This is a genomic window from Limosilactobacillus walteri, from assembly GCF_014830205.1.
GTDB classification, from domain to species: domain Bacteria; phylum Bacillota; class Bacilli; order Lactobacillales; family Lactobacillaceae; genus Limosilactobacillus; species Limosilactobacillus walteri.
Map to the genome: position 1 here is coordinate 14,299 of NZ_QORN01000030.1, position 25,237 is coordinate 39,535.

Here is a 25,237-nt window from a genome sequence, read left to right on the forward strand (position 1 = left end):
TGATAAATAGTCATCTGCTTGTTACATTTTTATTGCATTGCTAAAGCTTGCGCTAGCTCTTCTGCTGACGGGATACTTCCATGGCGGAAACCTTCATACACATTTTGTGCTAATGCCGATCGCTGTTGAAACAATCGTGCTTGTTTGATTGCAAATGGCGTTAACGAATTATCCTGAATTTCATTTACTAAGCGGGCATTAATTGTTAAAGAAGGCTGGTAAGCAACAACTTCTAAGCGATCAAGCAGATCATAAGTACTTTGGCTAGCTTGAATTGTTGCCGCAAACTGTCTTAATTCCTTTAAAAAGGTCAGAATTTTATTTTGGTATCGGCAATGATCACTAGGCGATTCTAACGCAACTTGCTCATTCATTTTGTTAAATTCTGGCAAGTTATAGGAAGTTGCCTCACTGGCTAAAAAGTAAGCCGCCATCAAGCGTAATAAATTAAGTGCATCACTGCTAATCCCAATGCTTGCCCATGGATTAAGGTCTAACATCCGCAATTCTAAATATGTCGGCCCTGTCGTTGCAAGGTTCTTTATACTGCCGCTTTTTCGCAGGCGAACGGGCGAATGAAAATCATGTTCTGCCAACAGCTTCCCTTCTCTAATTCCTGCTAAAATGCGCTCTTGATAGTGCTCGACATCTGAAAAGTCACCATCATACTTTGTACCAAAACCATAAGTACTCTGACGGATACTTCGAACTAGCCGTTGCGGTCCCTGATGATTTAAAAAGTAGTTCTGTTCTGCTAACGGACTGGCTCCAAAGAAATAAGTTAACATAAACCGATAACGTAAAAATCCTTGCGCCAGTAGAATATATAACCGATTCTTTTCCGCGGTCGATAGTTCCTTTGCAAGTTGCGGATTTAATCCTAAGTTAACATGGATTCCACAAGGCGTTGCTTCTTGTAACTCATGCGATTTTAACCACGTCAAAAAATAATTACGTTTTTCATCACTAGCACAGGCAATCTTAACTTGGCTATGATCTTGGGGTAATTCTGGAGGCATCGATAACGGCCATAGATATTCATTATTATGGAGTTCTCTTCTTAAAACATTACTTATTTTTTCAAGATACGATAATGCGTCTTCGGGATTTGTCGCTACTGGTGTCACAACCTCCGCCATCGTTTCCATAAAGTCATTAGTAATCCATGAATTAGTTTGCTGGTTACCAATATTTTTGGGATAAGGAAATGAACTAATCTGTCCATGCGAGTCGATCCGTTGCCGTTCAACTTCAAGTCCAATTAAAAAATCAGCTAATAAATTTTCACAATTTTGATTAATAATTTTCTTTCCAAATTCACTTAACATACTAGCCTTACCTCCAATCATACCTATAGGAGCTTCTTAACGTTAGCTTACTAAATAATTTTTATCATTATACACTAGTCATTAGTCGATAATGATAAAAAAATTAGAATCTTCAAACAAATGCTAACTTTATAAATTTTAATAATAATTATATTAGTACTTCGACGACTTTATTCTTCCCAATATGAATCTCTATTAAAAATCTAATTAAACTATTAAGAGCATGATTTCGATATCTGAGATCATGCTCTTTTAATTTAAATGATATTTCTTTTTTTGATAAACGATTGACAATTTTGTAGCAAGCGCTTACAATATTTTGGAGAATAATTCAAATAAAAAGGATGGCGGTCGATTTGCGTAAATTCGATGAATCACGTGTCATAAAGATTACAAATACCCGTTACCGTGAACATTATCATATTCAAACGCCGGGCGGATGGTTAAATGATCCGAATGGTCTTTGTTTCTTTAAAGGTTATTATCATGTTTTTTACCAGTATCATCCTTACTCCGCTGAATGGGGACCGATGCACTGGGGGCATGTCCGCAGCAAAGACCTGGTTCATTGGGAAAATTTGCCCGTAGCTTTGGTTCCCGGAGATTCTGAGGACGCAGGCGGTTGTTTTTCTGGTTCAGCGATTGTTAAAGATAACCGCTTATATTTAATTTACACCGGACATCATTATTACGACGACGGTGATCAAAATCACTTTTGGGAAAATCAAAATGTGGCATATAGCGATGATGGTATTCACTTTACAAAATATGACCATAATCCCATAATCGAAGCGCCAAAAGACAATAGTCAAGATTTTCGTGATCCAAAAGTTTGGCAACACGGTGACCACTATTACCTAGTTCTTGGTAGTCGGGAACAGCAAAATAACCGCGCCCGGATTTTACTTTATCAGTCTAGTGATCTTTTACACTGGGAATACCGTGGAGCGATAGCAAAAGCAAAAGATATCAAGCTTGAAGGCTCAATGTGGGAATGTCCCGATTTCTTCCGGATCAATGGGCAAGATGTTCTTACATGCTCGCCGATGGGAATCAAGCCCCAGCGCCACCGTTTCCTTAACCTAAATCAGTCGGCTGCCTTTGTGGGCCATTTCGATTATGATAATGCTCACTTTACCCATAATGATCTCCACTTGTTAGACGATGGACACAATTTCTACGCGCCTCAATCATTTTTAACACCGGATGGGCGGCGTATTCAATTTGGCTGGTTTAGTTCTTTTGATAAATCAATGCCAGAGCAAGCGGATGGGTGGGCTGGCGCGTTAACCCTTCCCCGAGAATTAATTTTGCATCATAATCAAGTCGGCGCGATTCCTGCTCAAGAAACAAAATTGCTTCGTACTAGAGAAGTACTCAATACTACCGCAAGTATTCATGAGTCTCAGCAATTTGCGGTTCCAGATCCGCAACACGTTGAATGGAATCTCACCTTTAACCTGCCTGATTATGGTAGTCGAGTTAGCTGGGAACTTGCTAATTCTACTCATTCGCTTATTGTTTTCAGTTATGATCAAGCATCTGGCGAAATTACTGTCCGTCAGCACAATCAAGCCACTGACCGTTATGCTTCCATCGGGCAGGTCACTCAACTACAAGTACGAATTTTTGTTGATACTAGTTCTGTAGAAATTTTTGTTAATGATGGTGCCGCTACTTTTACTGAACGTTACTATAACAATCATCAAACAATTATAACTAAAGTCGATGCTAACAAGCCAATTGCTACGGCGATCAAGGCTTATCACCTAGACACGAAAGGATAACTAATATGAAAAAGACAAGCCTTTTTAAGAATCCCTTCTATCGATTCGATTCATTAAACATCCTCCTTTTTTTCACTGCGTGGGGAATTTGGTGGTCATTCTTCCAAATTTGGCTAACTAATACCCTTCATTTTTCTGGCGAACAAGTCGGAACTATCTATTCTTTTAATTCCGCTATCACACTAGTATTAATGTTTGTATACGGAGCGATTCAAGATAAACTCGGCCTCAAGCGTAACCTGCTTATCTTCTGTGCCGTATTAGAAATGTTGCTTGGTCCATTTTTCACTTGGCTCTATGCTCCACTACTTCATAGCAATTTTTATCTTGGTACATTTCTTGGTTCGCTCTACCTATCATTTGCCTTTTTAGCCGCTTCACCAACTTTTGAAGCAGTCACCGAACGAATCAGTCGCCGCTATCGCTTCGAGTATGGTCAAGCCCGTTCATGGGGATCGTTTGGTTACGCTGTTTCTGCATTGCTTGCCGGCTTCCTGTTTACTATTAGTCCGAACCTTGTATTTTGGCTTTCTTCAGCGATCGCTTTCCTCCTCTTCCTGCTATTAGTATTTGTACATCCCGAAAAAGATCCAAAGATGATTGATCTTTATGAAAACAAACTCGAAAATGCTAAAGAAAGTTCTGCCGCATCCCTTAAAGAAATTTTTGGCGTCTTCAAGATGAAAGCTCTCTGGCAGATTATTATCTATATCATTTTTTCATGGACATTCTATACCGTCTTTGACCAGCAGATGTTTCCGCAATTTTTCACGCAATTCTTTGCTACTAAGGCGCTCGGCCAACAAATGTATGGGATTCTTAATTCGATTGAAGTTTTCTTAGAAGCAATCATGATGGCTTGGGTACCATGGCTAATGAGGAAGATTGGGGTGCGTAAAACCTTGTTAGTCGGGATTACAATTATGGTGATTCGGATTGGTGGTTGTGGTTTAGTTACCAGCCCCCTTGGCGTTTCCTGCATTAAACTACTCCACGCGCCAGAAACTGCTTGCTTTGCCCTTGGACTTTTCCGTTACTTCACGCTCCACTTTGATACTAAAGTTTCAGCAACCCTCTACATGGTTGGATACCAAATTGCCGCTCAGGTTGGTCAAATCATCTTCTCTACGCCGCTTGGTAATCTCCGTGATCATATCGGTTACAGCCATACCTTCTTAGTTATTTCAGGTATCACCTTAATCGCCGGAATTTACGCAAACTTTATTTTGAAAAAGGATAATGTGGATGTTAATGGACAACCATTGAACTAAAGACTTTAAACATAAACAACCTAAGATTAGATTGTAGTCTAGTCTTAGGTTGTTTTTATATTGTTATTTAACTTTTTGATTACCTAATTCCCAAAAAGCTAGCGCCGAGGCAGCCGCCACATTTAAGGAATCAACACCCGTAGCCATCGGGATCTTAATCGTAAAATCACTCTGGGTAATCGTCTTGTCCTTTAAGCCTGGACCCTCTGAACCAAGGATAATTGCTAATTTATTAACCTTATCCAACTGCGGATCATCAATACCAACCGTATTATGACGGAGTGCCATCGCTGCTGTTTTGTACCCAGCACGATGAAGGAGGTCAATGCCCTCCGATTGCCACACTTTAGCATCAACGTAAGTCCACGGCACTTGGAAAACCGTTCCCATTGCTACTCGGGAAGCTCGCCGATAAAGCGGGTCTGCTGAGTCACTCGTTACAATTACCCCATCGATCCCCAATGCTGCCGCTGAACGAAAAATTGCGCCAATGTTTGTAGGATTAACCACGCTTTCAAGAACCGCAATCCGTGGATGATTCTCTGGCATCGTTGCTAAAAAACCAGCTAAGTGCGGCCGTTCCACCCGATGCATTGCCGCTAGTGCTCCCCGCAAAAGGTTGTAACCTCCACCAGCCAACTGCCGAAGCAACTCACTGTTGACAACATAAATTGGTGTTTGGCTCAATCCTGTTGTTTGATTAGTCGCCATTTCATGATCGAGGTCCGCCAAGTCACGATCCAGTTCCTTTTCCTCCATTAAAAGCGAGGCTGGCTTGTATCCTGCCCGCAAGGCGCGTTCAATCACCTTCGGACTTTCCGCAATAAACAAACCCGGATTAGGCTCAAGAGCATGAAAAAGTTGCGCTTCATTGTATCGGACATAAGGATCCAAATCGGTTCCCGTTAAGTCCGTAAGAAAAATTAAATTATGCATGTAAATCTACCTTTTTAATAAATAATGAACGAGGCTAGTGAAGAAGATTTTTCGCTAGTCTCGTTCATCTGTAAATTACCTATTATTTATTTTGCCTATACAAACACCGTCATATCAGCACTTTCAGGCTATTCAATATCAATAATAGAAATTGGACTAGTATGTTAGTTATACTAATGTTTTGCGCGTTTGTTTACTTTTATGGCAAACAAGGACCTATACAACTTTAGTAAATGGTACCACTTGATTCCCATTGAATTTAGCATATTTATGAATTGCGCTATTCAGAATGAGCTTTATCAATAGTAGGTTTTATTTAACCTCCTGTCGGTGCGAACCTGGTCCCGATGTCACTAAGAAAGTCGCAATGGGAAATCCTAAATAGAGGATCATTGAGAAGTAGGGATTGATAAAAGCAATCCCAATTAAGAAGATATTTACCACAATCGTGCTGGTCATCCGAAAAGCTGACATTGCTTCTAGTCGTTTTTTATCCATCCCAAATGACTTTTTAAATCCCAAAATTTGAAGTCCGGACATGAATAAGTTGGCCACTAAGAAGACAAGCCCATAATTGGCAATTGACATTGTGCTGGGTTCTAACATTACCCACTTTGCCATTACTGGCATCAAGGAAATAAAAGCTAACAATAAAAGATCTAGCACCGCAATTGCTTTGCTCGGTCGTTCAATAAAGTAAGTATAAACTTTATGAAGGTCATACCAGAACTTGCTGACAATCAAAAAGGTGATCAAAAAAACACCAATGTCATGAATAAAGTCAACATAGTGAGCCATGTTTGCTGGCGGTTGAATTTCAAGAACAATAATTGTCATCACAATTGCTAATACTCCAGTATTAATCTCTGATAGCCGACTATATAAAATATTAGGCTCCTCAGCAAATTTTTCCTGTATTTTTTTGCTCTGTTGATCATCACTTTGTTCCCACCGTTCCCGACGAAGCAGCCGTGATGATTGATGCTTATTCATTATTATTTGTCACCTTACTCACAATAAAATTCATTTTTATTATAAGCAAACTTAAAGTCAAAATAAATATATAAATGCCCCTTCTTACGTCTAGGTTTGAGTCTAATAATTAGTTTTATTAAAAACCAGTATTACCTAAGGGCCAGCTGAACCCAGACAGAAAAAGTAGTAATACTATTACATTATCTTGCGAATCAGATCCATCATCTTTTTGATTGATTTTCAACATGTTTATTAAGCACACCAATACTCAAGGCGCTGGCGTACAAATTGGAAGCAGTTGATAACTTATTCCGAGCCGATGAGACATCTGAAAGGATACCTTTTTTATACTCAAATCTCCATTTCTATAGCAAAAGCACCCAGCTTTCACACTGAGTGCTTCTTTTAATCTGACCATGACAAACATTTTGGCAAACAAACATGTAGTCTTAAGTGAGTTGGCCGAGTTTCAACACGCCAAAATGCCTTTATCTTGCGCTTCCAACTCTAAGTCACATTACAATTCTATTCATATTCAATCGTCGAAGGCGGCTTACTCGTGACATCGTAAAGAATACGGTTAACGTGATCGACTTCATTAACAATTCGAACTGAAATCTTTTGTAGAACATCCCATGGAATCTTAGCGAAATCGGCTGTCATCCCATCAATTGAGGTAACAGCCCGAATAGCAACTGCATAGTCATATGTCCGTCCATCACCCATGACACCAACTGAACGAATACCTGGCAAGACAGTAAAGTATTGCCAGATTTCTTCATCAAGACCAGCTTTCTTGATTTCTTCACGCAGGATTGCATCACTTTCACGAACAATCTCAAGCTTTTCAGGGGTAATTTCGCCAATAACTCGAATTCCAAGACCTGGACCGGGGAATGGTTGCCGCCATACTAATTCATGCGGAATACCAAGTTTTTCACCTAATTCACGCGTCTCATCTTTAAAGAGCTTCCGTAATGGTTCAATTAACTTAAAACCAAGCTTCTTTGGCAAACCACCAACATTATGGTGAGACTTAATCGTCTGGGCGGTGTCAGTACCGGACTCAATAACATCCGTGTAAAGAGTTCCTTGTGCTAAGAAGTCCGCATCCTTAATCTTCTTTGCTTCTTCGTTAAAGACTTCGATAAATTCCTTACCGATAATCTTTCGCTTTTGTTCTGGATCAGTAACGCCTTCAAGCTTACCTAAGAACCGATCTGCTGCATCAACTTTAATGATATTAACGCCAAGGTCGCGGCTCAAAGCATCCATCACTTGGTCAGCTTCGTTCTTACGTAACAATCCGTGGTCAACAAAGATACAAGTAAGTTGATCACCAATTGCTTTATGAATCAAAACAGCGGTAACACTGGAGTCAACACCGCCAGAAAGACCCAAGATTACCTTCTTGTCGCCGACTTCTTGACGGATTTCATCAATTTGCATATCAATAAAGTCATCCATTGTCCAGTTTGCTTTAGCGCCACAAACATCAAAAGCAAAGCGGCGTAAAATATCTAACCCATATTCAGAATTACGAACTTCAGGGTGGAATTGAACACCATAGAACTTACGGTCATTATCAGCAATCGATGCAATTGGACAGTTCTTACTAGTAGCAGTAACTTCAAAACCAGCAGGGGCTTGTGTTACTAAGTCACCGTGGCTCATCCACACGTATTGCTTCTTTGGCAAACCTTTAAATAATACCGCGTTATCATCAATAACCTCAATGTCAGCACGACCATATTCGGAGTTATCAGCCTTTTCAACCTTACCACCAAGGTCATATGACATTAATTGCATCCCATAACAAATACCTAAAATTGGAATACCGAGCTTGAAGATTTCCGGGTCGACCTTAAATGCATCAGGATCATACACACTATTTGGTCCACCTGAGAAAATAATTCCCTTAGGATTGATCTCCTTAATCTCATCAGCAGTTAGCTTATGAGAAAGCAACTCCGAGTAAATCCCAAAGTCACGAAGACGGCGGGTAATCAACTGATTGTACTGACTCCCAAAATCCAGCACAATGATCTTATCAAACGCATCTAAATTGATGTTTGCCACAATGCCACTTCCTTTGTTGAAATTTTTATTCTTAAAGGCTAGTTTACAGGCTGAACCATACCTGGTCAATGATTATTTCCGATCTCACGCAAAAAGGCTAGGTATAATCGCCTAGCCGTTTTTGTTAGATGGAATTTTATTGAGAGTGTTGATTGTTCTAATTCTCCAAATCGATATTTAGTAGACGTAGTTCTTCATCAACGGCTTGCATTTCAAGCATTTGCGTATCCTTATCTGCTTTATTCATTACGCTGACCTCCTCGCATTTCTTAATCTGTATCTTTCTTAAGCGGTATTGGATACTTTGTCAACACAAAAGGTCAATATATTTCAGTGCAACCGTTTGAACCCCTAATTTGATAAGCTTAAAAAGCTTATTTTTTTACTTTTACTTGTACTTTTATCACAATATTCGAATGTTAGATTTGTAATCTATTCCAAATCCAGTCATTTGAACGCGCTTTCATGTTTTGGTAAACTTTAGTTGGTATTAAAATTTTACTCGAGGTGTAACATGTTTATCCGAACAAAATATCTTAACCAATTAATAAATAACATGGATCAACCAACAGTTAAAATCCTCGTGGGGGTTCGGCGCTGTGGCAAGACTACCATCCTTGATCAGTTTCGCGCAGATCTCCGTCGTCAAGAAATTGCCCCGAGTCAAATTCAAATAATTAACTTTGAATATCTTCAAGATAACGAACTCTGTGACCCAGAATATTTGTTGCAATTCGTTATAGAGCGTTTATGCAAACACCAAATGAATTATCTTTTTCTCGATGAAGTCGAGGTGGTCCCCGAATTCGCCCGTGTTGTTAACGCGTTAAATTCGCTAACAAATACTGATATTTATATTACAAGTTCAAATAAAACAATTCTTGATGAAGCCAATCTCCAGCAAATGGCTCCTACCGTCATCATCCCCGTCTTTCCGTGCAGCTACCGCGAATACTTAAAAAGGAACCAGCAAAATGCTGATTCCCAAACCCTCTATCAATATTTAAATTCCGGTGGTTTCCCCTATACCCATGAAATCCACGGCCCCGTCAACCTTATTAATTATGTTAATGGGATTATCAATACAATCATAATTACCGATTTCACCCAGCAAGCCTCGCTTTGTAATCCAGGGCTCACTAAACAACTAGCTCACCACCTCGCCCACCATGCTGGAACTACCCAAAATATTTCTCAGATTGTTGATGGACTAAAACGGCACCATATCCCCACTTCCAATAAAACCGTTGATTTCTACCTACAATTTCTACAAACATCTTTTATCTTTTATCCGTGCAAAGAATACGACTTTTCCCGCCATCACGTTAAAAGCACTAACATTCGTTACTATCCTGTTGATCCAAGCATCCGCCAGGCCCTTACCCTAAAGAAAAATGTCCTTTCTCAACGGATTCTTGAAAATATTATCTTTATTGACCTGCTTAGCCGCGGGTATCAGGTCTATAGCGGTCGTGTCAAGGATAATGAGATTACGTTCGTGGCAGTTAGAAATGATATTTTTACCTGTATTCAAGTCGCCTATTCTCTTGCTGACGACGCGGCGTATCATCGAGCAACCTGTGGCCTCAATCAATTACCAGCTAAGTATAATAAGATTTTAGTTACAGTTAAACCTGCCCTTAATTATGCCCACTTAAATCCTAAAATTAAAATCATCGACCTCTATAGCTGGTTAACCGAATAATCATCCCCGCCGTAAATATAACCGGTCAACAACATGTCCCGTCGTTTTATGCAAAATTACATCTGCTCGCGTTTTAGTAGGAAGGATAAACTCGCGAAGGTTAGGTAAGTCAACCCGTTGCCAAACATCCTTCGCCATTTTAAATGCCTCTTTGCGGTCTCCTTGCGAATATGGGTAGTAGTAATTAGACGGGTCAGTAAAGGCCGTCTCTAGCAACATCCCAAACCGTTGTAAGTACCAATGTTCAATCAAATTAGGATCAGCATCGACATATAATGACCAGTCAAAGTAATCACTGATATATAATTGTTGATTACTTGGCAACTGAAGGGTATTAATCCCCTCAACAATTAAAATATCAGGGCGGTCAATAACTAACGGTTTATCTGGCTGGACATCGTAAACTTGGTGCGAGTAGGTTGGAGCCTTAATAATGGGCTCGCCAGCTTTAACATCATTTAAGAATTTTAAGAGCTTTTCCATATCGTACGACTCAGGAAAGCCCTTGCGATCCATGATGTTTCGGCGTTTAAGTTCGGCATTAGGGTACAAAAAACCATCAGTTGTCATTAGCTCCACCCGTTTATCAGGCAGCATTTTATTTAAAAGAATACTAATTAAACGCGCGATCGTACTTTTACCAACCGCAACCGAACCAGCAATCCCAATGATATACGGCACCCGCATCGTAGACCGTTGCAAAAAATTAGCTTTCTGCATTTGCCACTCTAAGAAGTTTTGATAGCGGAGCTGGATTAGCTTTACTAAGGGCAAATATACATCCTGCACATCTTCAATTGAAATGCGGTCGTTTAATGATTTAATTTCATCTAAGTTACCTTGCGTCAAGCGAACAGTATCAGTGGGAAAAAAGCGATGCCAAGTTTGCCGATCAAACTGTTCGTAATTCATCCATTCATCCATTACACATAAAATCCTTTATCCTATCCCGTTATGGAAACGGTTACTAACATCTATCGTACCATATTATAAGCGCAATTAAAGTTTTATCTTGCTTATCAATACTCCAATATTTTATCAAAAATTTATACCTAAAAAAGGAGTGAGAACGAACAAATTGTTAGTCCGTCTTCCCACTCCTATAATAACGGCGAGGTTATCAATCACTAGTTACCTCTTCATTTTACACTTTACGGCTTGGGGAAGTTTAATTTAGGATAGTTCTTCAACTCAGGCGCGTCAGTAGTGTAATCGTCGATGGTACTTTGATTATTATTTTCCGTCTTTACACTCGTCTTTTGTTTCTTCTGCTGCTTTTGCAAGTTCTTCAAACTCTTCTTCAAGTTGTAAGTATATTCTTTTTTATCGACTTTCTTAAAGCCAGGTAAGTTATAGAACCGTAGCAGGTCCCCATTAACGACTTTATCAGATAATCCTAAGTCAGTTGTAACATACTTTTGAATCTTACCAATTTCTTTTCGTTGCGCAGCCGTTTGATGGGTAATTTGCTTACCGTTCTTGGTGTAGTAATAATCACCATTGTATTTTGTATACTTTGGCGTTACCCAGTCACCATTTCTAAATGGAACAATCTGCTTATTCTCTGGTGAGAGTAAGTCTTGACCAAACTGAATATAATTCTTAGAGCTAATCCCTAATAAATCTTCAAGGGTTGGTAAGACATCAATTTCCCCACCATAAGTATGATCAATGCCCCCTTTAAGACCTGGCATATTGATCATAAATGGCACTTTCTGGAACATTGCTAAGTCGTAGTTTGTGACCTTTTTCTTACCCAAAATCTGAGCAATTGCTGGCTGGTGGTTATTAGAAATACCATAGTGGTCACCGTAAAGAACCAAGACACTGTTTTGCCGCAAACCGCTCTTATCAAGGTAATCCAAGAATTCACCAAGCGATTCATCAAGGTAACGTGCTGTTTGTACGTAAGGATCAACCGTATCGTCGCCCGTATTCCATGGTTCAATATCCTTATTCTTCTTATCAAGAATATATGGATAGTGGTTTGTTACGGTAATAATCTTAGCATAGAACGGTTGAGGAAGCTGCTCAATGTAGTGCGCAGACTCCTTCATAAAGATCTTATCTTTCATCCCGTAACCAGCGTCATAATCTTTAGTCTTTGGGTAGTATTCCTTACTAAAGAAGTACTGGTAACCAAAAGACTTGTAAGCATTATCCCGGTTCCAGAAACTAGGAACATCTCCATGGAACGAAGCTGTCGTATAACCTAATTTTTGGTGAAGAAGGGCTGGTGCTGACTGGAAAGTATTGGTGGTCCCATCGGTAACCATAGCTGATCCTTCCGGCAACCCAAAGAGTGAATTTTCTAGCATCGTTTCAGCATCGGCAGTCTTTCCTTGACCGACTTGGTGGAAGAAGTTATCAAACGCTAGCGTATCATTAGCATGATATAGCTTGTTTAAGTTTGGCATTACTTCTTGGCCATCCTGCTTATAATCGATCATAAACTGTTGCAGACTCTCCAAGTGGATAATGAAAATATTCTTTCCTTTGGCCTTACCATAATATTCAACATTTGGCGCTGCATAATTACTATGGATAAAGTGCAGGACTGGTTTTAATTCGTTACGATTGGCTTGCGCCTTTACAACGCTGTTATTGGTCGTCTTTACTCCGTCATAAATCGTGTATGCTTCTAATCCAAGATATTTAACAATGTAATTATTATCAAACGTCCGCGTAAGTAATTGTGAACGATCACTTTCCGCCATTCCTAGGTTTACCCCAAAAAGGACAAAGCCCAGAGCGGTAATTGTCATCGCGTAACGTACTTTGAACCGGCGCATATCAACACGAACAAAATGACATAGTAAGATAATTGCCAAGATGACAACATCTAAATAAACTAAAAAGTCCTCGGGACGGATAATCCCCATTAAACTCTTACCAAGGTTATTTGAAGCTGCTCCAGATCCCTTAATTACATTAAAAGTAATGAAATCTGAAAATTCTCGATAGTACAAAATATTTGCAAAAAGCCAGGTCGATAAGGCCGCATTAATTATCAGCATCATCCAATAAGATAATCGACCACGGAAATACAATGCAATTCCTAAAAATACAAGGGCACTTGGAATCGTATTAAATGCTAAAAGAAAATGCTGCATGCTCCCCTTAACACCTAAGTTAAATTCATTTTGATAAGCCCAATAGCTCTTTAAACAAAATAAGAGTACAACAAGCAGAAAAAAACCGAGCTTGGTATTCAAGACACGGCGGAGCTTCTGCAACGCTGTTTTCATAGTCGTTCCTCCATAAAAAAATATCATTATTAACAATAATACACTAATGAGACGACCGCAACATTACAATATTATTTTTCCAAAAAGTTTAAAAAGATATCATGCTTTCATCTTATTAACCATTTTCAGAAATCGCTTTCACGTGTTAAGATTGGGTACTATTAATATGTGTGAAAGGACTGATCTTTATTTCGAAGAAAAAAGCTAACGTAATGCTCCTCATCGTTGCCATTTTATGGGGCAGCAGCTATGTCTTTGCTAAGTTAACGATTCAAGCTGGGATGCATTCTGGTGTTATCAATGCCTGTCGCGGAACAATGTGTGTTATTGCTGGATATCTTATTTTCCATAAGCAAATTAACCGCATGACATTGACCGACTTCAAACTTGGCTTAATTATGGGAACCATTAATTTTCTCGGCTATTTTTTACAAACTGACGCCCTTCGCTACACAACCCCTGCTAAAAATGCTTTTTTAACAACCCTTTATGTTGCAATTGCGCCACTATTGCTTTGGTTATTTTGGCATGAACGTCCCCAAAGAAAAACCTACTTTGCGGTAACTCTCGCCCTAATCGGAATGGCTGTCATTACTAATGTTGTTAACACTGGTCTTCAGCTTAATTTTGGTGATTTTTTGACCGTTATTTCTGCTATATTCTGGGCTTTACAACTGATTTTCTTTGGTAAATACGCACCAAAAGTATCAAGCCCCTGGGTTGTTATTTTCATGATTGGTTTATGCCAAGGCACTTATGGCTGGATTACAACAGCTTTGTTTGAGCGGGCTAATTTGACCCAAATTCATTGGATTCAAGCTTTAATCCCGCTTGCTATTTTAGCAATTGTTGTTACATTCCTGGCACAGGGAATGCAAATTACCGCCCAGCGTTATACAGATGCGACTTCTGCTGGCCTTTTACTAATGCTCGAATCATTCTTCGCAAGTACGATGTCCGTTATTATGGGATACGATCCATTGACTCCGCAACTAGTATGGGGCGGCATGATTCTCCTGCTTGCCAATGCCATTATGCAAATTAATTTCCAAGATGTTCCATTTTTAAAGCAACAATAAAAGATAGGTGTCACCATTTATTAATTGGCTGATACCTATCTTTTTTAGTGCTATTTATTTTTTCTTATCTTCTTTAGCAACGGCCGCTTGTGCTAGTAAGTTAACATAGTTAAATGGCCGGTCAAAGTTTGGCTGGAATAATGTATCGACATAGGCAAGAAAATCAATTGAGTTGCGGTTTTGAATACATACAGATACTAGGTTAGCTGATTGCGAAACATCATGCTTACTCATAAACTGTGCACCAAGAATCCGCCGCGTTCCTTTTTCCCATACTAGTGTCATGAAGACAGGCGTAGTGGTTGGCATAAACTCTGGACGATAATTATCTTCAATTGTAACTGAATCGGCATCGATACCGAACTCTTTTGCCCGGCGTAATGTCAGCCCAGTACATACCATTGTGTTACCGAATAGGTGCAAGCCAGTCGTTGACTGTGTCCCCATATATTTCATCTGGTTGCCAAAAACGTTAACACCCGCAATTGTTCCTTGACGAACAGCATTAGTTGCTAACGGAACATAACGGTCAGTGTTAGTCGGATTAAAGTGAACAGATGTAACATCCCCACCAGCATAAATATCTGGATCAGAAGTCTGCATGTATTCATTAGTCTTGATTGTGCCATCTGGGTGTAATTCAATCTTGCCACGAACAAGATCACTATTTGGCCGGAAACCGACACAAAGAACCGCCATGTCAGCATCATAAATCTTACCGTTATTTGTCGTAACACTTACGCCGCCAGTCCCATTATCCTTGAAACCGGTGACCCGTTGACGTAATTCAAGGTGAGCATTATGGTCTTTGAAAACCCGGCCAATCCGATCAGAGTATTGCTTATCAAAGTATTTCAACAACATTTGATCAGAACTATCAATCAGCGTAACTTCTCGTCCCTGACGAAGGTATGCTTCTACTAATTCGACACCAATGTACCCCCCACCAACAACGATAATCTTCTTCGCTTCTTTTGCAAGGTGGAAGAGCTTCTTGGCATGGTAATAGGTCTTACATAAGTATAGGTTCTTATTTTCAAGCCCTGATACAGGCGGAATCACTGGCCATGAACCAGTAGTAATAATTAACTTATCATAGTAGTCAGCAGTTAATTTACCAGATTCTTGGTCCTCAATTTCAAGGGTCTTGGTAGCTGGATCAACACTCAATACATTGTGCTTTACTTTAACTGTGGCCCCCATGTCTTCCAGTTGCTTAGGACTAGAATAAAACATTGCGTCCGGGTCCCCAACTTCACCACTCAAATAAACGGCAATTCCACATGAAAGGAATGAAACCGTATCATTTCGTTCGTAAATAACAACTTCAGCATCTGGATGCGCATTTAAAATCTGGGTTGCTGCTATCGTGCCCGCGTGCGTACAGCCAACAATAACTACTTTCATATCTACACCTCATTTTACTTTCCTACTATTCTAAAGTAAGACTTTTTACTCCCATAATCAATAAGTTAATCAAATAACCTTATACTCATTTACCATTTTAACAGATTATTTATTAGTCGTTACCCGCTTTTGCCATCGCGGCTTGACCAAGCAAATTAACATAATTAAAAGCACGGTCAAAGTTTGGTTGGAACATCGTATCATACATTCCTAAAAACTCAATCGTATTTTTATTTTGAATACACAATGAGATTAAACTCAATGATTCAGAAATATCATGTTTGCTCATCATTTGGGCGCCTAGTATCTGTCGGGTATCTTTATCCCAAACAACTGTCATTAGGACCGGTGTAGTCGTTGGCATAAACTCTGGTCGATAATTATCTTCAATCGTAACTGAATCAGCATCAATTCCTGCTTGTTGTGCCCGTGCTAATGTAAGACCAACTGATGCCATTGTGGTTCCACTAAGGTTTAAACTCATGCTTAGTTGGGTTCCAGAATCTTTTACTTGTTTTCCCATCACATTTTCTGCAGCAATTACCGCTTGGCGAACTGCTTCTGTTGGTTGAGGATCATAGATACGTTGCCCTGTCGGATTATATCGAAGAGTGGTGGAACCACCGACAACATATATATCAGGTACGGAGGCTTGCAGAAATTCATTTACCTTGATTGCCCCGTGATCATCCATTTCTAATACTCCATGGTAAATAGATGTATCGGGTTCTTGTCCGGATGAAATTACTGCTCGGCTAGCATTATAAGTTCCCTTGTCTGTTGTCACCGTGATTCCAATTCCGTTATCATCAATCCCTGCTACATGTTCATCGGTAATAACATTGATATTATCAGCCGTTAAGAGGTCTTTAGCACGTTTAGAATATTCATCTTCAAAGTAGTATTGTAATACCGGTGCGCCATTTGTTATTAGAGTAACTGTTTTTTTCTGTTGACGAAATGCATCAACCAAGCCAAGGCTCAAAGCATCATTACCAATAACGACAATCTGTTGGTCAATTGTTGATAAAAGAACAGCTGCCTTGGCATCCTGCTGGTCTTTAATAAGGGTAACGTTGGTACTATCGACTCCTTTAAGGCTAGGGGCAGTTCCGGTAGGGTCATTAGCAATAATCAACTTATCATAATGCTCAGCGGTCGTATCATCATCAAGCATCCCCATTACCTTAACGGTCTTTTGTGCTGGATCGACATGCATTAACAGGTATCCCATTTTAACGTCCGCACCCATCACTGTTAGTTGTTGTGGACTTAACTCTGTCCGCAATCGTGGGAATTCTGCATCTTGGTCATCGTAATCATTAATCTCATATGAAATTGAGGGAACCACTGCATTACGGTCATAAATGGTGACCTCCGTGTCTGGATGACTCTTTAAAATTTGTGCCGCGGCTGTCATCCCCGCATAGGTGCAACCGATTATAATTACCCTCATAGTACTACTCCTCGTCGAAATTATTTCGTTACTTTTTATCCGTATTTAAATTATAAATCTAATATTGTAAAGTGCAATATTCGTATTATCTTTATTTATTATTCATAACCTTTTCGTATTCGTCAACCGGTACTTGATCAATTAAACTCGTTACCTTGTCAATAGATACCAAGCTAAGCGCATGCATAGCTCGTGAACAAATAGTATAGAGCAGCTGACGCTCATCGTTTCCGTGATATTGCTGTTCATTAGCATTCCAGACAATTACCGCATCGAATTCTAATCCCTTTGCGAGATAAGAAGGAACAATAAGCGGGCCTTTGACTAACCGTTGATTTTCTGTCCGAATCAACGTGGTCTTAATATTACGGGCCATTAACTTTTGGTAAAGCTCTTCACTGTCTGCTAAGGTTTTACCAATAATTGCTACGGCATCATGCTCTTTCTTATATTTAGCCAGTGTATCAACTACTGCTGTCACCGCGTCGTCTGCTGTTTTAGTCTCCCAAACTTGCGGTTTTGCCCCCTGACGTTCAAAAGCCTCAATTGCTTCCCCATCAATTAAGATATGTTTTGTAAAGTCGGTAATTTGTTTTGTCGAACGATAGGACTTAGTAAGTTGAACTACTTTAGTCTTTTCTGGATCAAACATTGTCCCTAACTGTTGTAAAAGTGATTTACTATTTTCATGAGTAAAAATGGCTTGATTAAGGTCACCGAGCAAGGTAAATTTAGCACGCGGGAAACGATACTTAAGATAAGCTAATTGGTATGCATCATAATCTTGGACTTCATCAACAAAAACATACCGGATATCCCGTTGGCCACGTTTCCCTGTAATTAAATCATACAAGTAAAGGTAAATAGTAATTCCGTTAGCACTAATTTTTCCTTTTTTCAAATTTTCTTTTATGCCATCAACATAATTCCGCCACTGCTCTTCATTAATGTCATAATCGTCAATTTTAACAAGCTTGGGCGTTACCCGAAGAAAGTGCAGAAATTGACCATTAATGTTAAGCCATTGATTATGGTCAATCGCTTTTTTGATTGGGGTAAATGCCCGCATAACAATTTGTCGTGCTAAAAATTTGTACTCCTTATCTTCGTCTTCAAATTCACGCGGCTGATTGCCAAAAAGATTATCAATTTCTTCCTTACTCAAGCTCTGGATTTCATCTTCAACCCATTTATTCCGCATTTCACTGCTAACACGGTGGTTAAGGTACTTGATTAGTTCTTCTTTTGTGCCATCTAACCTATTTCCCAGGTTATAATTATTGTTAAATGAATAATAAATTTCTTTAATCTTATCCTTGCTTAAAAAGACTTTGCCATTAAACATCAAATTACGAAAGCGCATATTAGCACGTCCTAGGTGTTTTGCATAACGCTCCGTTGCCTTAAAGTATTGTAAGCTGGTTAATAAACGTTGGGCATTTTTAGCTGTTGCATCTTGGTAATTTTCAAATCGTTGTTCAAGATTTTGAACATGTAACCTAGGAACACGGCGATTAGCAAATTGGAAGTAAGTCATTTGCACCATGTTATGTTCACCAAGTTCTGGTAAAACCTGGTCAATATAATCATTAAATAATTGATTAGGCGAAAATAGCACAACTTGCGAGGAAGTTAAATTGCCCCGATAACGATAGAGCAACCACGCAACACGCTGCAAAACGGCTGCTGTTTTTCCTGAACCTGCAGCACCTTGGACGAATAATAATTCATCATTCGTATCACGAATAATCTCATTTTGCTTTCGTTGAATCGTCGTTACAATACTCTTCATTTTTGTACTTGAATGATTGCCTAGTGCTTCTAAAAGCATTTGGTCGCCAACTTGTTCATCTGTATCAAAGATTGTAACTATTACCCCGTCTTTAATCTGAAATTGACGCTTTAGGGTCAGGTCAACCTCCTGTTCGCCTACTGGGGTTTGGTATTTAACTTTTCCTAGCTTACCCTCATAGTAAACTGATGAAATAGGGGCCCGCCAATCATACACAAGAAAATGATCAGGCTTATCAGTAAATGATGCTAATCCAATATAAACACTTTCATTTTCCGCGGATCCCTTTTCACGAAAATCAATCCGCGCAAAGTAAGGTTTCTTTTCAAGGCGCTGCAAAGTTGCTAATCGATCTGCCGCATGCTGCCAACTATTTTGCCGTTCATCCAGCATTTGTTGTTGAGCACGAAATGACATGGCAGTATCCATCATGCCAGAATAAGTAGTGGTGTTTAAATGAATATCATCAATCTGTTTATTTATTCCTTTAATATCATGCCGCGCTGATTTAATTTTTTCTTCAGCTTTTTGTTCAGCTTCTCTTACTTTATCAATAACGTTATCAAGATATTTTTGCTCTAATTCCTTTTCCGTGTTTGCGGCCATCCTATATTCCCTGCCTTTCTTTTTATGAAACCATTTTGGAATTGTCCTATCCTATTAAAATCATCCAATTATTATATCATTTTCAGTGATTATCCTGTTAAAATTCCCCTTTGATCTGCTCTAAATTATTAAATGTCACTTAATTTTATTGCCAAACGGGCCTAAATGACAAAAATAAAGCTACAATAAATAGAATTATATGTTAGAGAGGAGCAGAGCCCATGGCACACCTTATTTATATTCTTACCCACATCGCGGAAACTGTTATTCCGATGTTTGAATGGATGGGACCGTGGAGCTATGTTCTTCTTTTTATTTTAATTTTTATGGAAACAGGCTTAGTTATCTTCCCCTGGCTTCCTGGCGAATCACTAATTTTTTTGACCTGTTCATTTATTGCTTACCACCCTGTATTAAAAATTGAGATTGTTATCCCTGTATTTTTCTTTGCCGCGTTAATCGGTGACACCGTTAATTACTTTATCGGACATTCACTGTCCCATTGGCAGTGGCTGCAAAAACAAATGGTTGGTCCGCGGTTTGACAAGGCCCAAAGATTTCTTAACCGCCATGGAATAAAGGCAGTTGCCCTTGGTCGTTTTGTTCCCTTTATCAGGACTTTTGTTCCTTTGATCGCAGGAACAATGCGCTTTCCGTTTTATCGTTTCACAATCGGTAATATTATTGGTGTCACTCTATGGGTAGCGATCGGCGCGAGTGTTGGTTTTTACTTCGGAACAATTCCTTTTGTTCGTCAACATTTTTCTCTTATTATCTTAGCGTTTGTCGGATGCTCGCTGATAGTAGTGATTCTTCTTGCAACCATTAAAATGCTGCGCCAGAGAATTATTAAACATAACCGAATGCTTTAATCCCTTTTTCTTGAGTGAATTCATGTTAAAATATAATAAGTATTTTTTATTTCGATTAAAGGAGTACAGTAACTATGGCAATTAGCGTTTATTTTGTGCGACACGGACAAACCTACCTCAACCTCTACAATCGGATGCAAGGATGGTCTGACGGTCCGCTGACGCCAAAGGGACAAGAAGACGCCAGACGAGTAGGACGGGCGTTAGCACCACTTCAATTTGACTACGTATTTTGCAGCGACCTTGCACGTACAGTTTCAACTACCCGTTTCTTGCTCGCTGAACATCCTGGTAATAATCCAAAACCAGTTACCGAACCAGCATTTCGTGAAGAATTTTTCGGCTATTTTGAGGGAGAAAATGGTCAACAATTCGCTGACTTTTTAGGCGGTCCAGAAGGATACCACAGTTTTGCTGAGATGGTTGCCGGTTGGGGCCCTGATAAATTAAAAGATAAGATTGCTGCTGCTGATAATTATGGCACGGCAGAGGACCACGTTGCTTTTTGGAAGCGGGTTGATAAAGGATTTGACCGGCTTCGGGCACTGCCGGATGGATCCACAGTACTTGTTGTTTCACATGGTGCTACTATTCGCTCAATCGTCCAGCGTTATTCCGACGCCTATGATCCAGGCGACTCACCACGCAACGGCAGCATTACTAAGTTAACACTTTCTCAAGATAATACCACTGTTGATTTTTATAATAAGCTTGAATTACCACAATAATATCCATTCATAAAGGGGGATCTTTATTCTTCAATGGACACTACCATACAAAATGATGAACCAGTAATTATCACTGGTCTAGACACAGGGCAAAAAGATTTTGATTATTCGATGGTTGAGTTAGCCGAATTAGCTCAAGCCAACCACATGGAAGTTGTTACCCGTATTGACCAAGTCATTGACCGACCAAATCCGGCAACATACTTTGGCAAAGGAAAAGTCGAAGAAATTCGTGACGTTGCTGATGCTAATCATGTATCGACAATTATCACAAACGATGAACTTTCGCCTAGTCAATTGCGGAATCTGGAGGAAGGCACTGACTGCCGTATTCTGGACCGAACTGCCCTCATTCTTGAAATTTTCGCCAATCGTGCGCAAACGAAAGAAGCCAAACTCCAAGTACAAATTGCTGAATTACAATACCGGCTCCCACGGCTGCAAACGAGCGCAAGTGAACGATTAGATCAGCAGACGGGGGGAGGAAGCGGCTTCACTAACCGTGGTGCTGGTGAAACTAAACTCGAAATGGATCGTCGAACAATCCAACACCACATCTCCCACCTTCGACAAGAACTTGCGGCCATTGATAAATCTGAACAAACAAAACGAAAACTACGGGCAAAAAGTGCTATTCCTACCGCTGCACTAGTTGGTTACACTAACTCTGGTAAGTCAACAATTATGAACGGGCTAGTCCGTAAGTACGGAGCAGCTGAGGAAAAAACTGTTTTTGAAAAAAATATGTTATTTGCTACGCTTGATACAAGCGTTCGGCAATTAACGCTTCCTGATCAAAAACGATTCTTATTAAGCGATACGGTTGGTTTTGTTAGCAAATTGCCGACCCATCTTGTTGAATCGTTTAAGTCAACGCTGGCGGAAGCTGCTAACGCTGATTTACTGATCCAAGTAATCGACTATTCTGATCCGCACTATAAACAAATGATGGCAACTACCGCTAAAACCCTTAAACAGATCGGAATTGAGGACATTCCAATGATTAATGTCTTTAACAAGGCCGATAAAACTGAGATTGAATTTCCAATCTTAGAGGGGGACGATCAAGTTGTAATCTCTGCTAAGCAAGATGCATCACTTGACTTATTAGTTGATGTGATAAAAAAGCACCTTTTCAAAGACTATGTAACTGCAACCCTCCTAATTCCCTTTACTGATGGTCATGTTGTTTCGTACCTAAACGAGCATACTAACATCCTTAAAACCGAATACGAAAGTAATGGGACACTTTTAACTGTTGAGATGTCGGCTCAGGATTACCAACGTTATAATAAATATGAAAAATCATAAAAATAATCGGGATCAAGCAACCCTAGTTCTGCTTGATCCCGATTTTTATCATTATTATTGTTGAAGTTACATAAAGATTTGTGCAAAAGGAATAACGACTAGATCAACTACAATACCGATAATCACAACACAAACTGACGCCATTGCTCCTTCGAGTTCACCGAACTGTAATGCCTTCGCTGAGCCGACTGTTCCACCAGTACCCAAGCCTAAACCGAGACCGATTTTGGAGCCTTGCAGTCTGAACAATCTGATGAATGCATCTGCTAAAGCGTATAAGATTACCGCCTTTAGAATACAAGCCATGGCCGTAATTGCCGCATTTCCACCAATCGCATCCGCTACTGGCATCGCAATTGCCGTTGTAGCAGCTTGTGGGAGCATTGCAGCAGCTGATTGATGAGATAAGCCAACAAGCTTCGATGCACCAAGAATTATAAATAAGGCAATAACACTACTAATTACTAATGAAATCAAAATATCAAACCAATATTTTTTGAAGACCTCGTTGCGCTTAAACAATGGAATTGCAAAGGCAATTGTTGCCGGGTTAAGAAACCAAAAAATAATATCTCCCCCCGGCTTATAATAATGGCGGTACACATACGAGGTCGGCATTCCGCCAACTTTTCCCCAAATAAATAACAAAATAATACCAACAATCATCCCGAAAAATAATGGCTGAAATAAGAAAAAACCTTTAGTAATTTTAAATAACCACTGTCCAAGAAGGAAAACAGCTAACGATATAAAGATTCCTGTAAATGGTAGCGCAAGGTTATTATTCAATGCTGCCATCTTCTACACCTCCTTGGGTCACTTGCCCTCGTTTCTTATTAATATGGCGGTGGATCGCAATGACAAAGCGCGTGACATACGCAGTTACAACCAATAAGGCAATTGTTGCAACAATAATTACAAACACGATTTGCAGTCCCTCCTCGCGCAATACCCCAAGGTCATTAGCTATTTGAATTCCTGATGGCACAAAAAGGAAACCGATTAAACTAATCATAAACATTCCAAATTCTTCTACCCACTCAACTTTGATAATCCGAAAGGTAAGCAACAAATATAGCAAGACTAAGCCAATTACTGGCGTCGGAACGATAAAACTACTTGGTAGGATACCAGAAATAATACTAGCAACCCATAATACTCCGGCAAAGATTCCCATTTGAACAAGAATCGGCGCCTTTTTTTCTTTTTTACCTTTTGGCGTCATAGTTAGTAGTCCTCCGTATTTCATTTATTTTCAATAATAATTATACGGGAGTTAACGCGTTTGCGAAAGCGCTTTACTTGTGGCTGTTTTCACTAAATTTGCTTTTGCCGTACCTTGTAAATAACAATCGCGATCCACGTTGAAATTAAAGCAGGAAATAAGGCCATAATTAAGTAATCAGGGTTAATTATTCTGCTTTCTGCTACTATCCTTATCATATACTTAGATGATTTTGAAAGGTCATTAAAAATTACTTGATAAATCGTTGTATAAATTAACGACCATTGAATGTAGTATTCCATAATGGTTAAACTCGTAGGCCGATAATGGAAATGCTTTTGAAACCACCGTAAGAAGTTTGACATTAAAATTCCAATAAGAACCGCAATAAGCAAAATTAAGCTAAAAATTGAATCAACATGAAAAATTTTCAAGTCAAAGATTAAGGTCATTACACAATATAATAAAATAATAAAGCTAACCATACTCATACCAACCATAATCGTAATCAACACTAGTGAATGAACATATATTAGGCTATGTGTTCGCTGGACACTAAATGTAGTTGAACCTAATATGAGAAAGGCTAATAAAATCCAGTAAATAATTTTTCCCATCTCCTTAAAGATTACTATATATAGTTTAAGCTAATCAGTATAAAAATCGAAAAAAGAGACTTGGAAAATCCAAGTCTCTTATGTGTAGCTATTCATGCTAACCTCTAATGATCAGTTCGGATCCCGAAGACGAGAGATACAATCATGACAAGGATAACGGCCCCTATCACTGACGGTACAATCGCCATTCCTGCTACTTGCGGACCCCATGCACCAAGAATTGCTTCACCGATTACTGAACCTACTAATCCAGCAATAATATTGCTAATTATACCCATGGAGCCACCACGTCGCGTCAAGGCACCGGCAGCTAATCCAATTAGCCCACCAATAATTATAACCCAAATCCAATACATAATTATCCCTCCCTTTTGTTTCCTTTATCTTTTAGGTCGTCTTTAAGGTCAGCTGCTTTATCCTTAATTTTACCCTTAAGTTTTTGCAGTTTTCCTTCACCTTCACGAGATTTATCGTCAGTCAATTTACCCTCGACTTCCTTTAATTTTCCCGCAACTTTATCTTTCATTCCATGTTTATCGCTAGCCATTATCATCAGTCCTTTCGTCTGTTTTTGGCTATTAGTGGCTGACAACATTCCGTTAAATAAAACTCCTTTCTTGTTTGACTAGTGGTAATTGATGATTCTAAGTCTAACAGCTACCTTCTAAGAAAGCGATATCTTATCTATTTAATTATGGTTTACTTAATAATATTGTTTATATCTTAAATAAATAAAATTGAAGAATGACCCACTTTTAAGCAATTAAAAAGGACTGTGACATAAGTAGTTAAAAGTGCTACAGCGCAGTACACAA

21 protein-coding genes are annotated in these 25,237 nt (G+C 39.3%); 7 read left to right on the forward strand and 14 right to left on the reverse strand.

All coding sequences use genetic code 11. The features are described from left to right. Positions 1-29 precede the first annotated feature (29 nt). Positions 30-1,328: a glutamate--cysteine ligase gene (locus DTK66_RS07965; RefSeq protein WP_191668324.1), complete on the reverse strand. Its 1,299-nt coding sequence runs from the start codon at positions 1,326-1,328 to the stop codon at positions 30-32. 356 nt (positions 1,329-1,684) lie between these two features. Here DTK66_RS07965 and DTK66_RS07970 point away from each other — a divergent pair, with 356 nt between their 5' ends. Both DTK66_RS07970 and DTK66_RS07975 read left to right on the forward strand, forming a co-directional pair. Continuing rightward, a complete protein-coding gene (locus DTK66_RS07970; RefSeq protein WP_191668338.1) occupies positions 1,685-3,115 on the forward strand; it encodes a glycoside hydrolase family 32 protein in 1,431 nt (476 codons plus the stop codon). Between the two features lie 5 nt (positions 3,116-3,120). Then, on the forward strand, positions 3,121-4,386 hold the full coding sequence (locus tag DTK66_RS07975; RefSeq protein ID WP_191668325.1) for an MFS transporter: 1,266 nt from the start codon (positions 3,121-3,123) through the stop codon (positions 4,384-4,386). A gap of 63 nt (positions 4,387-4,449) precedes the next feature. Here DTK66_RS07975 and DTK66_RS07980 read toward each other — a convergent pair whose 3' ends face one another. The 3 genes from DTK66_RS07980 to guaA all read right to left on the reverse strand — a co-directional run bounded on the left by DTK66_RS07980 (position 4,450) and on the right by guaA (position 8,376). Further along, entirely contained in the window at positions 4,450-5,322 is an 873-nt protein-coding gene (locus DTK66_RS07980; protein WP_191668326.1) for a TrmH family RNA methyltransferase, read from the reverse strand. A gap of 312 nt (positions 5,323-5,634) precedes the next feature. Beyond that, positions 5,635-6,315, reverse strand: coding sequence for a TMEM175 family protein (locus tag DTK66_RS07985; protein ID WP_191668327.1), 681 nt, complete (start codon positions 6,313-6,315; stop codon positions 5,635-5,637). 507 nt (positions 6,316-6,822) lie between these two features. Then, a complete protein-coding gene (gene guaA / locus DTK66_RS07990; protein ID WP_191668328.1) occupies positions 6,823-8,376 on the reverse strand; it encodes a glutamine-hydrolyzing GMP synthase in 1,554 nt (517 codons plus the stop codon). A 514-nt stretch (positions 8,377-8,890) separates the two neighbouring features. Between guaA and DTK66_RS07995 the strand changes: the two genes are divergently transcribed. Next, on the forward strand, positions 8,891-10,081 hold the full coding sequence (locus tag DTK66_RS07995; protein ID WP_191668329.1) for an ATP-binding protein: 1,191 nt from the start codon (positions 8,891-8,893) through the stop codon (positions 10,079-10,081). Here the strand turns inward: DTK66_RS07995 and coaA are convergent, their stop codons facing one another. Together coaA and DTK66_RS08005 are read right to left on the reverse strand one after the other, a co-directional pair. Next, positions 10,082-11,005, reverse strand: a complete 924-nt coding sequence (coaA, locus tag DTK66_RS08000; protein WP_191668330.1) for a type I pantothenate kinase — start codon at positions 11,003-11,005, stop codon at positions 10,082-10,084. It lies immediately after the preceding gene. A 227-nt stretch (positions 11,006-11,232) separates the two neighbouring features. After that, the gene (locus DTK66_RS08005) at positions 11,233-13,329 is read right to left on the reverse strand and encodes an LTA synthase family protein (RefSeq protein WP_191668331.1); all 2,097 of its coding nucleotides are present in this window, start codon (positions 13,327-13,329) and stop codon (positions 11,233-11,235) included. A gap of 212 nt (positions 13,330-13,541) precedes the next feature. Here DTK66_RS08005 and DTK66_RS08010 point away from each other — a divergent pair, with 212 nt between their 5' ends. Continuing rightward, positions 13,542-14,408, forward strand: coding sequence for a DMT family transporter (locus tag DTK66_RS08010; protein WP_191668339.1), 867 nt, complete (start codon positions 13,542-13,544; stop codon positions 14,406-14,408). Between the two features lie 54 nt (positions 14,409-14,462). Here the strand turns inward: DTK66_RS08010 and DTK66_RS08015 are convergent, their stop codons facing one another. The 3 genes from DTK66_RS08015 to helD all read right to left on the reverse strand — a co-directional run bounded on the left by DTK66_RS08015 (position 14,463) and on the right by helD (position 19,669). Next, positions 14,463-15,815 (reverse strand): FAD-dependent oxidoreductase, encoded by a 1,353-nt coding sequence (locus DTK66_RS08015; RefSeq protein ID WP_191668332.1) that lies wholly within the window; start codon positions 15,813-15,815, stop codon positions 14,463-14,465. 112 nt (positions 15,816-15,927) lie between these two features. After that, positions 15,928-17,271: an FAD-dependent oxidoreductase gene (locus DTK66_RS08020; RefSeq protein WP_191668333.1), complete on the reverse strand. Its 1,344-nt coding sequence runs from the start codon at positions 17,269-17,271 to the stop codon at positions 15,928-15,930. A gap of 91 nt (positions 17,272-17,362) precedes the next feature. Continuing rightward, positions 17,363-19,669 (reverse strand): RNA polymerase recycling motor HelD, encoded by a 2,307-nt coding sequence (gene helD, locus DTK66_RS08025; RefSeq protein ID WP_191668334.1) that lies wholly within the window; start codon positions 19,667-19,669, stop codon positions 17,363-17,365. Between the two features lie 221 nt (positions 19,670-19,890). On the opposite strand from helD, the gene DTK66_RS08030 reads away from it, so the two are divergent. The 3 genes from DTK66_RS08030 to hflX all read left to right on the forward strand — a co-directional run bounded on the left by DTK66_RS08030 (position 19,891) and on the right by hflX (position 22,580). Next, positions 19,891-20,541, forward strand: a complete 651-nt coding sequence (locus tag DTK66_RS08030) for a DedA family protein (protein ID WP_153929682.1) — start codon at positions 19,891-19,893, stop codon at positions 20,539-20,541. Between the two features lie 74 nt (positions 20,542-20,615). Further along, a complete protein-coding gene (locus DTK66_RS08035; protein WP_153929683.1) occupies positions 20,616-21,269 on the forward strand; it encodes a histidine phosphatase family protein in 654 nt (217 codons plus the stop codon). 33 nt (positions 21,270-21,302) lie between these two features. After that, positions 21,303-22,580 carry a GTPase HflX gene (hflX, locus tag DTK66_RS08040; RefSeq protein WP_153929684.1) on the forward strand — a complete coding sequence of 426 codons (1,278 nt, stop codon included), beginning with the start codon at positions 21,303-21,305 and terminating at the stop codon, positions 22,578-22,580. 66 nt (positions 22,581-22,646) lie between these two features. Here hflX and DTK66_RS08045 read toward each other — a convergent pair whose 3' ends face one another. The 5 genes from DTK66_RS08045 to DTK66_RS08065 form a co-directional block, all read right to left on the reverse strand. Then, a complete protein-coding gene (locus tag DTK66_RS08045; protein ID WP_191668335.1) occupies positions 22,647-23,378 on the reverse strand; it encodes an LrgB family protein in 732 nt (243 codons plus the stop codon). After that, entirely contained in the window at positions 23,362-23,805 is a 444-nt protein-coding gene (locus DTK66_RS08050; protein ID WP_153929686.1) for a CidA/LrgA family protein, read from the reverse strand. Before DTK66_RS08050 ends, DTK66_RS08045 begins: the two co-directional genes overlap by 17 nt. Positions 23,806-23,897: 92 nt before the next feature. Beyond that, positions 23,898-24,422: an SA1002 family membrane protein gene (locus tag DTK66_RS08055; RefSeq protein WP_153929687.1), complete on the reverse strand. Its 525-nt coding sequence runs from the start codon at positions 24,420-24,422 to the stop codon at positions 23,898-23,900. 104 nt (positions 24,423-24,526) lie between these two features. After that, on the reverse strand, positions 24,527-24,778 hold the full coding sequence (locus DTK66_RS08060) for a GlsB/YeaQ/YmgE family stress response membrane protein (protein ID WP_153929688.1): 252 nt from the start codon (positions 24,776-24,778) through the stop codon (positions 24,527-24,529). A 2-nt stretch (positions 24,779-24,780) separates the two neighbouring features. Continuing rightward, complete coding sequence (locus DTK66_RS08065; RefSeq protein ID WP_153929689.1) at positions 24,781-24,969, reverse strand: CsbD family protein; 189 nt, start codon at positions 24,967-24,969, stop codon at positions 24,781-24,783. Between the last annotated feature and the right edge of the window lie 268 nt (positions 24,970-25,237).

Bases quoted from the DNA above. Each gene is read 5' to 3' on its own strand.
- DTK66_RS08060 (WP_153929688.1), bottom strand. From the start codon at position 24,778: ATGTATTGGATTTGGGTTATAATTATTGGTGGGCTAATTGGATTAGCT.
- coaA (WP_191668330.1), bottom strand. From the start codon at position 11,005: ATGGATGAATGGATGAATTACGAACAGTTTGATCGGCAAACTTGGCAT.
- DTK66_RS07995 (WP_191668329.1), top strand. From the start codon at position 8,891: ATGTTTATCCGAACAAAATATCTTAACCAATTAATAAATAACATGGAT.
- DTK66_RS08065 (WP_153929689.1), bottom strand. From the start codon at position 24,969: ATGGCTAGCGATAAACATGGAATGAAAGATAAAGTTGCGGGAAAATTA.
- DTK66_RS07965 (WP_191668324.1), bottom strand. From the start codon at position 1,328: ATGTTAAGTGAATTTGGAAAGAAAATTATTAATCAAAATTGTGAAAAT.
- DTK66_RS08045 (WP_191668335.1), bottom strand. From the start codon at position 23,378: ATGGCAGCATTGAATAATAACCTTGCGCTACCATTTACAGGAATCTTT.
- DTK66_RS08035 (WP_153929683.1), top strand. From the start codon at position 20,616: ATGGCAATTAGCGTTTATTTTGTGCGACACGGACAAACCTACCTCAAC.
- DTK66_RS08030 (WP_153929682.1), top strand. From the start codon at position 19,891: ATGGCACACCTTATTTATATTCTTACCCACATCGCGGAAACTGTTATT.
- DTK66_RS08055 (WP_153929687.1), bottom strand. From the start codon at position 24,422: ATGGGAAAAATTATTTACTGGATTTTATTAGCCTTTCTCATATTAGGT.
- DTK66_RS07975 (WP_191668325.1), top strand. From the start codon at position 3,121: ATGAAAAAGACAAGCCTTTTTAAGAATCCCTTCTATCGATTCGATTCA.
- DTK66_RS08010 (WP_191668339.1), top strand. From the start codon at position 13,542: ATGCTCCTCATCGTTGCCATTTTATGGGGCAGCAGCTATGTCTTTGCT.
- DTK66_RS08050 (WP_153929686.1), bottom strand. From the start codon at position 23,805: ATGACGCCAAAAGGTAAAAAAGAAAAAAAGGCGCCGATTCTTGTTCAA.
- DTK66_RS08015 (WP_191668332.1), bottom strand. From the start codon at position 15,815: ATGAAAGTAGTTATTGTTGGCTGTACGCACGCGGGCACGATAGCAGCA.
- hflX (WP_153929684.1), top strand. From the start codon at position 21,303: ATGGACACTACCATACAAAATGATGAACCAGTAATTATCACTGGTCTA.
- DTK66_RS08020 (WP_191668333.1), bottom strand. From the start codon at position 17,271: ATGAGGGTAATTATAATCGGTTGCACCTATGCGGGGATGACAGCCGCG.
- DTK66_RS07980 (WP_191668326.1), bottom strand. From the start codon at position 5,322: ATGCATAATTTAATTTTTCTTACGGACTTAACGGGAACCGATTTGGAT.
- DTK66_RS07985 (WP_191668327.1), bottom strand. From the start codon at position 6,315: ATGAATAAGCATCAATCATCACGGCTGCTTCGTCGGGAACGGTGGGAA.
- helD (WP_191668334.1), bottom strand. From the start codon at position 19,669: ATGGCCGCAAACACGGAAAAGGAATTAGAGCAAAAATATCTTGATAAC.
- DTK66_RS08005 (WP_191668331.1), bottom strand. From the start codon at position 13,329: ATGAAAACAGCGTTGCAGAAGCTCCGCCGTGTCTTGAATACCAAGCTC.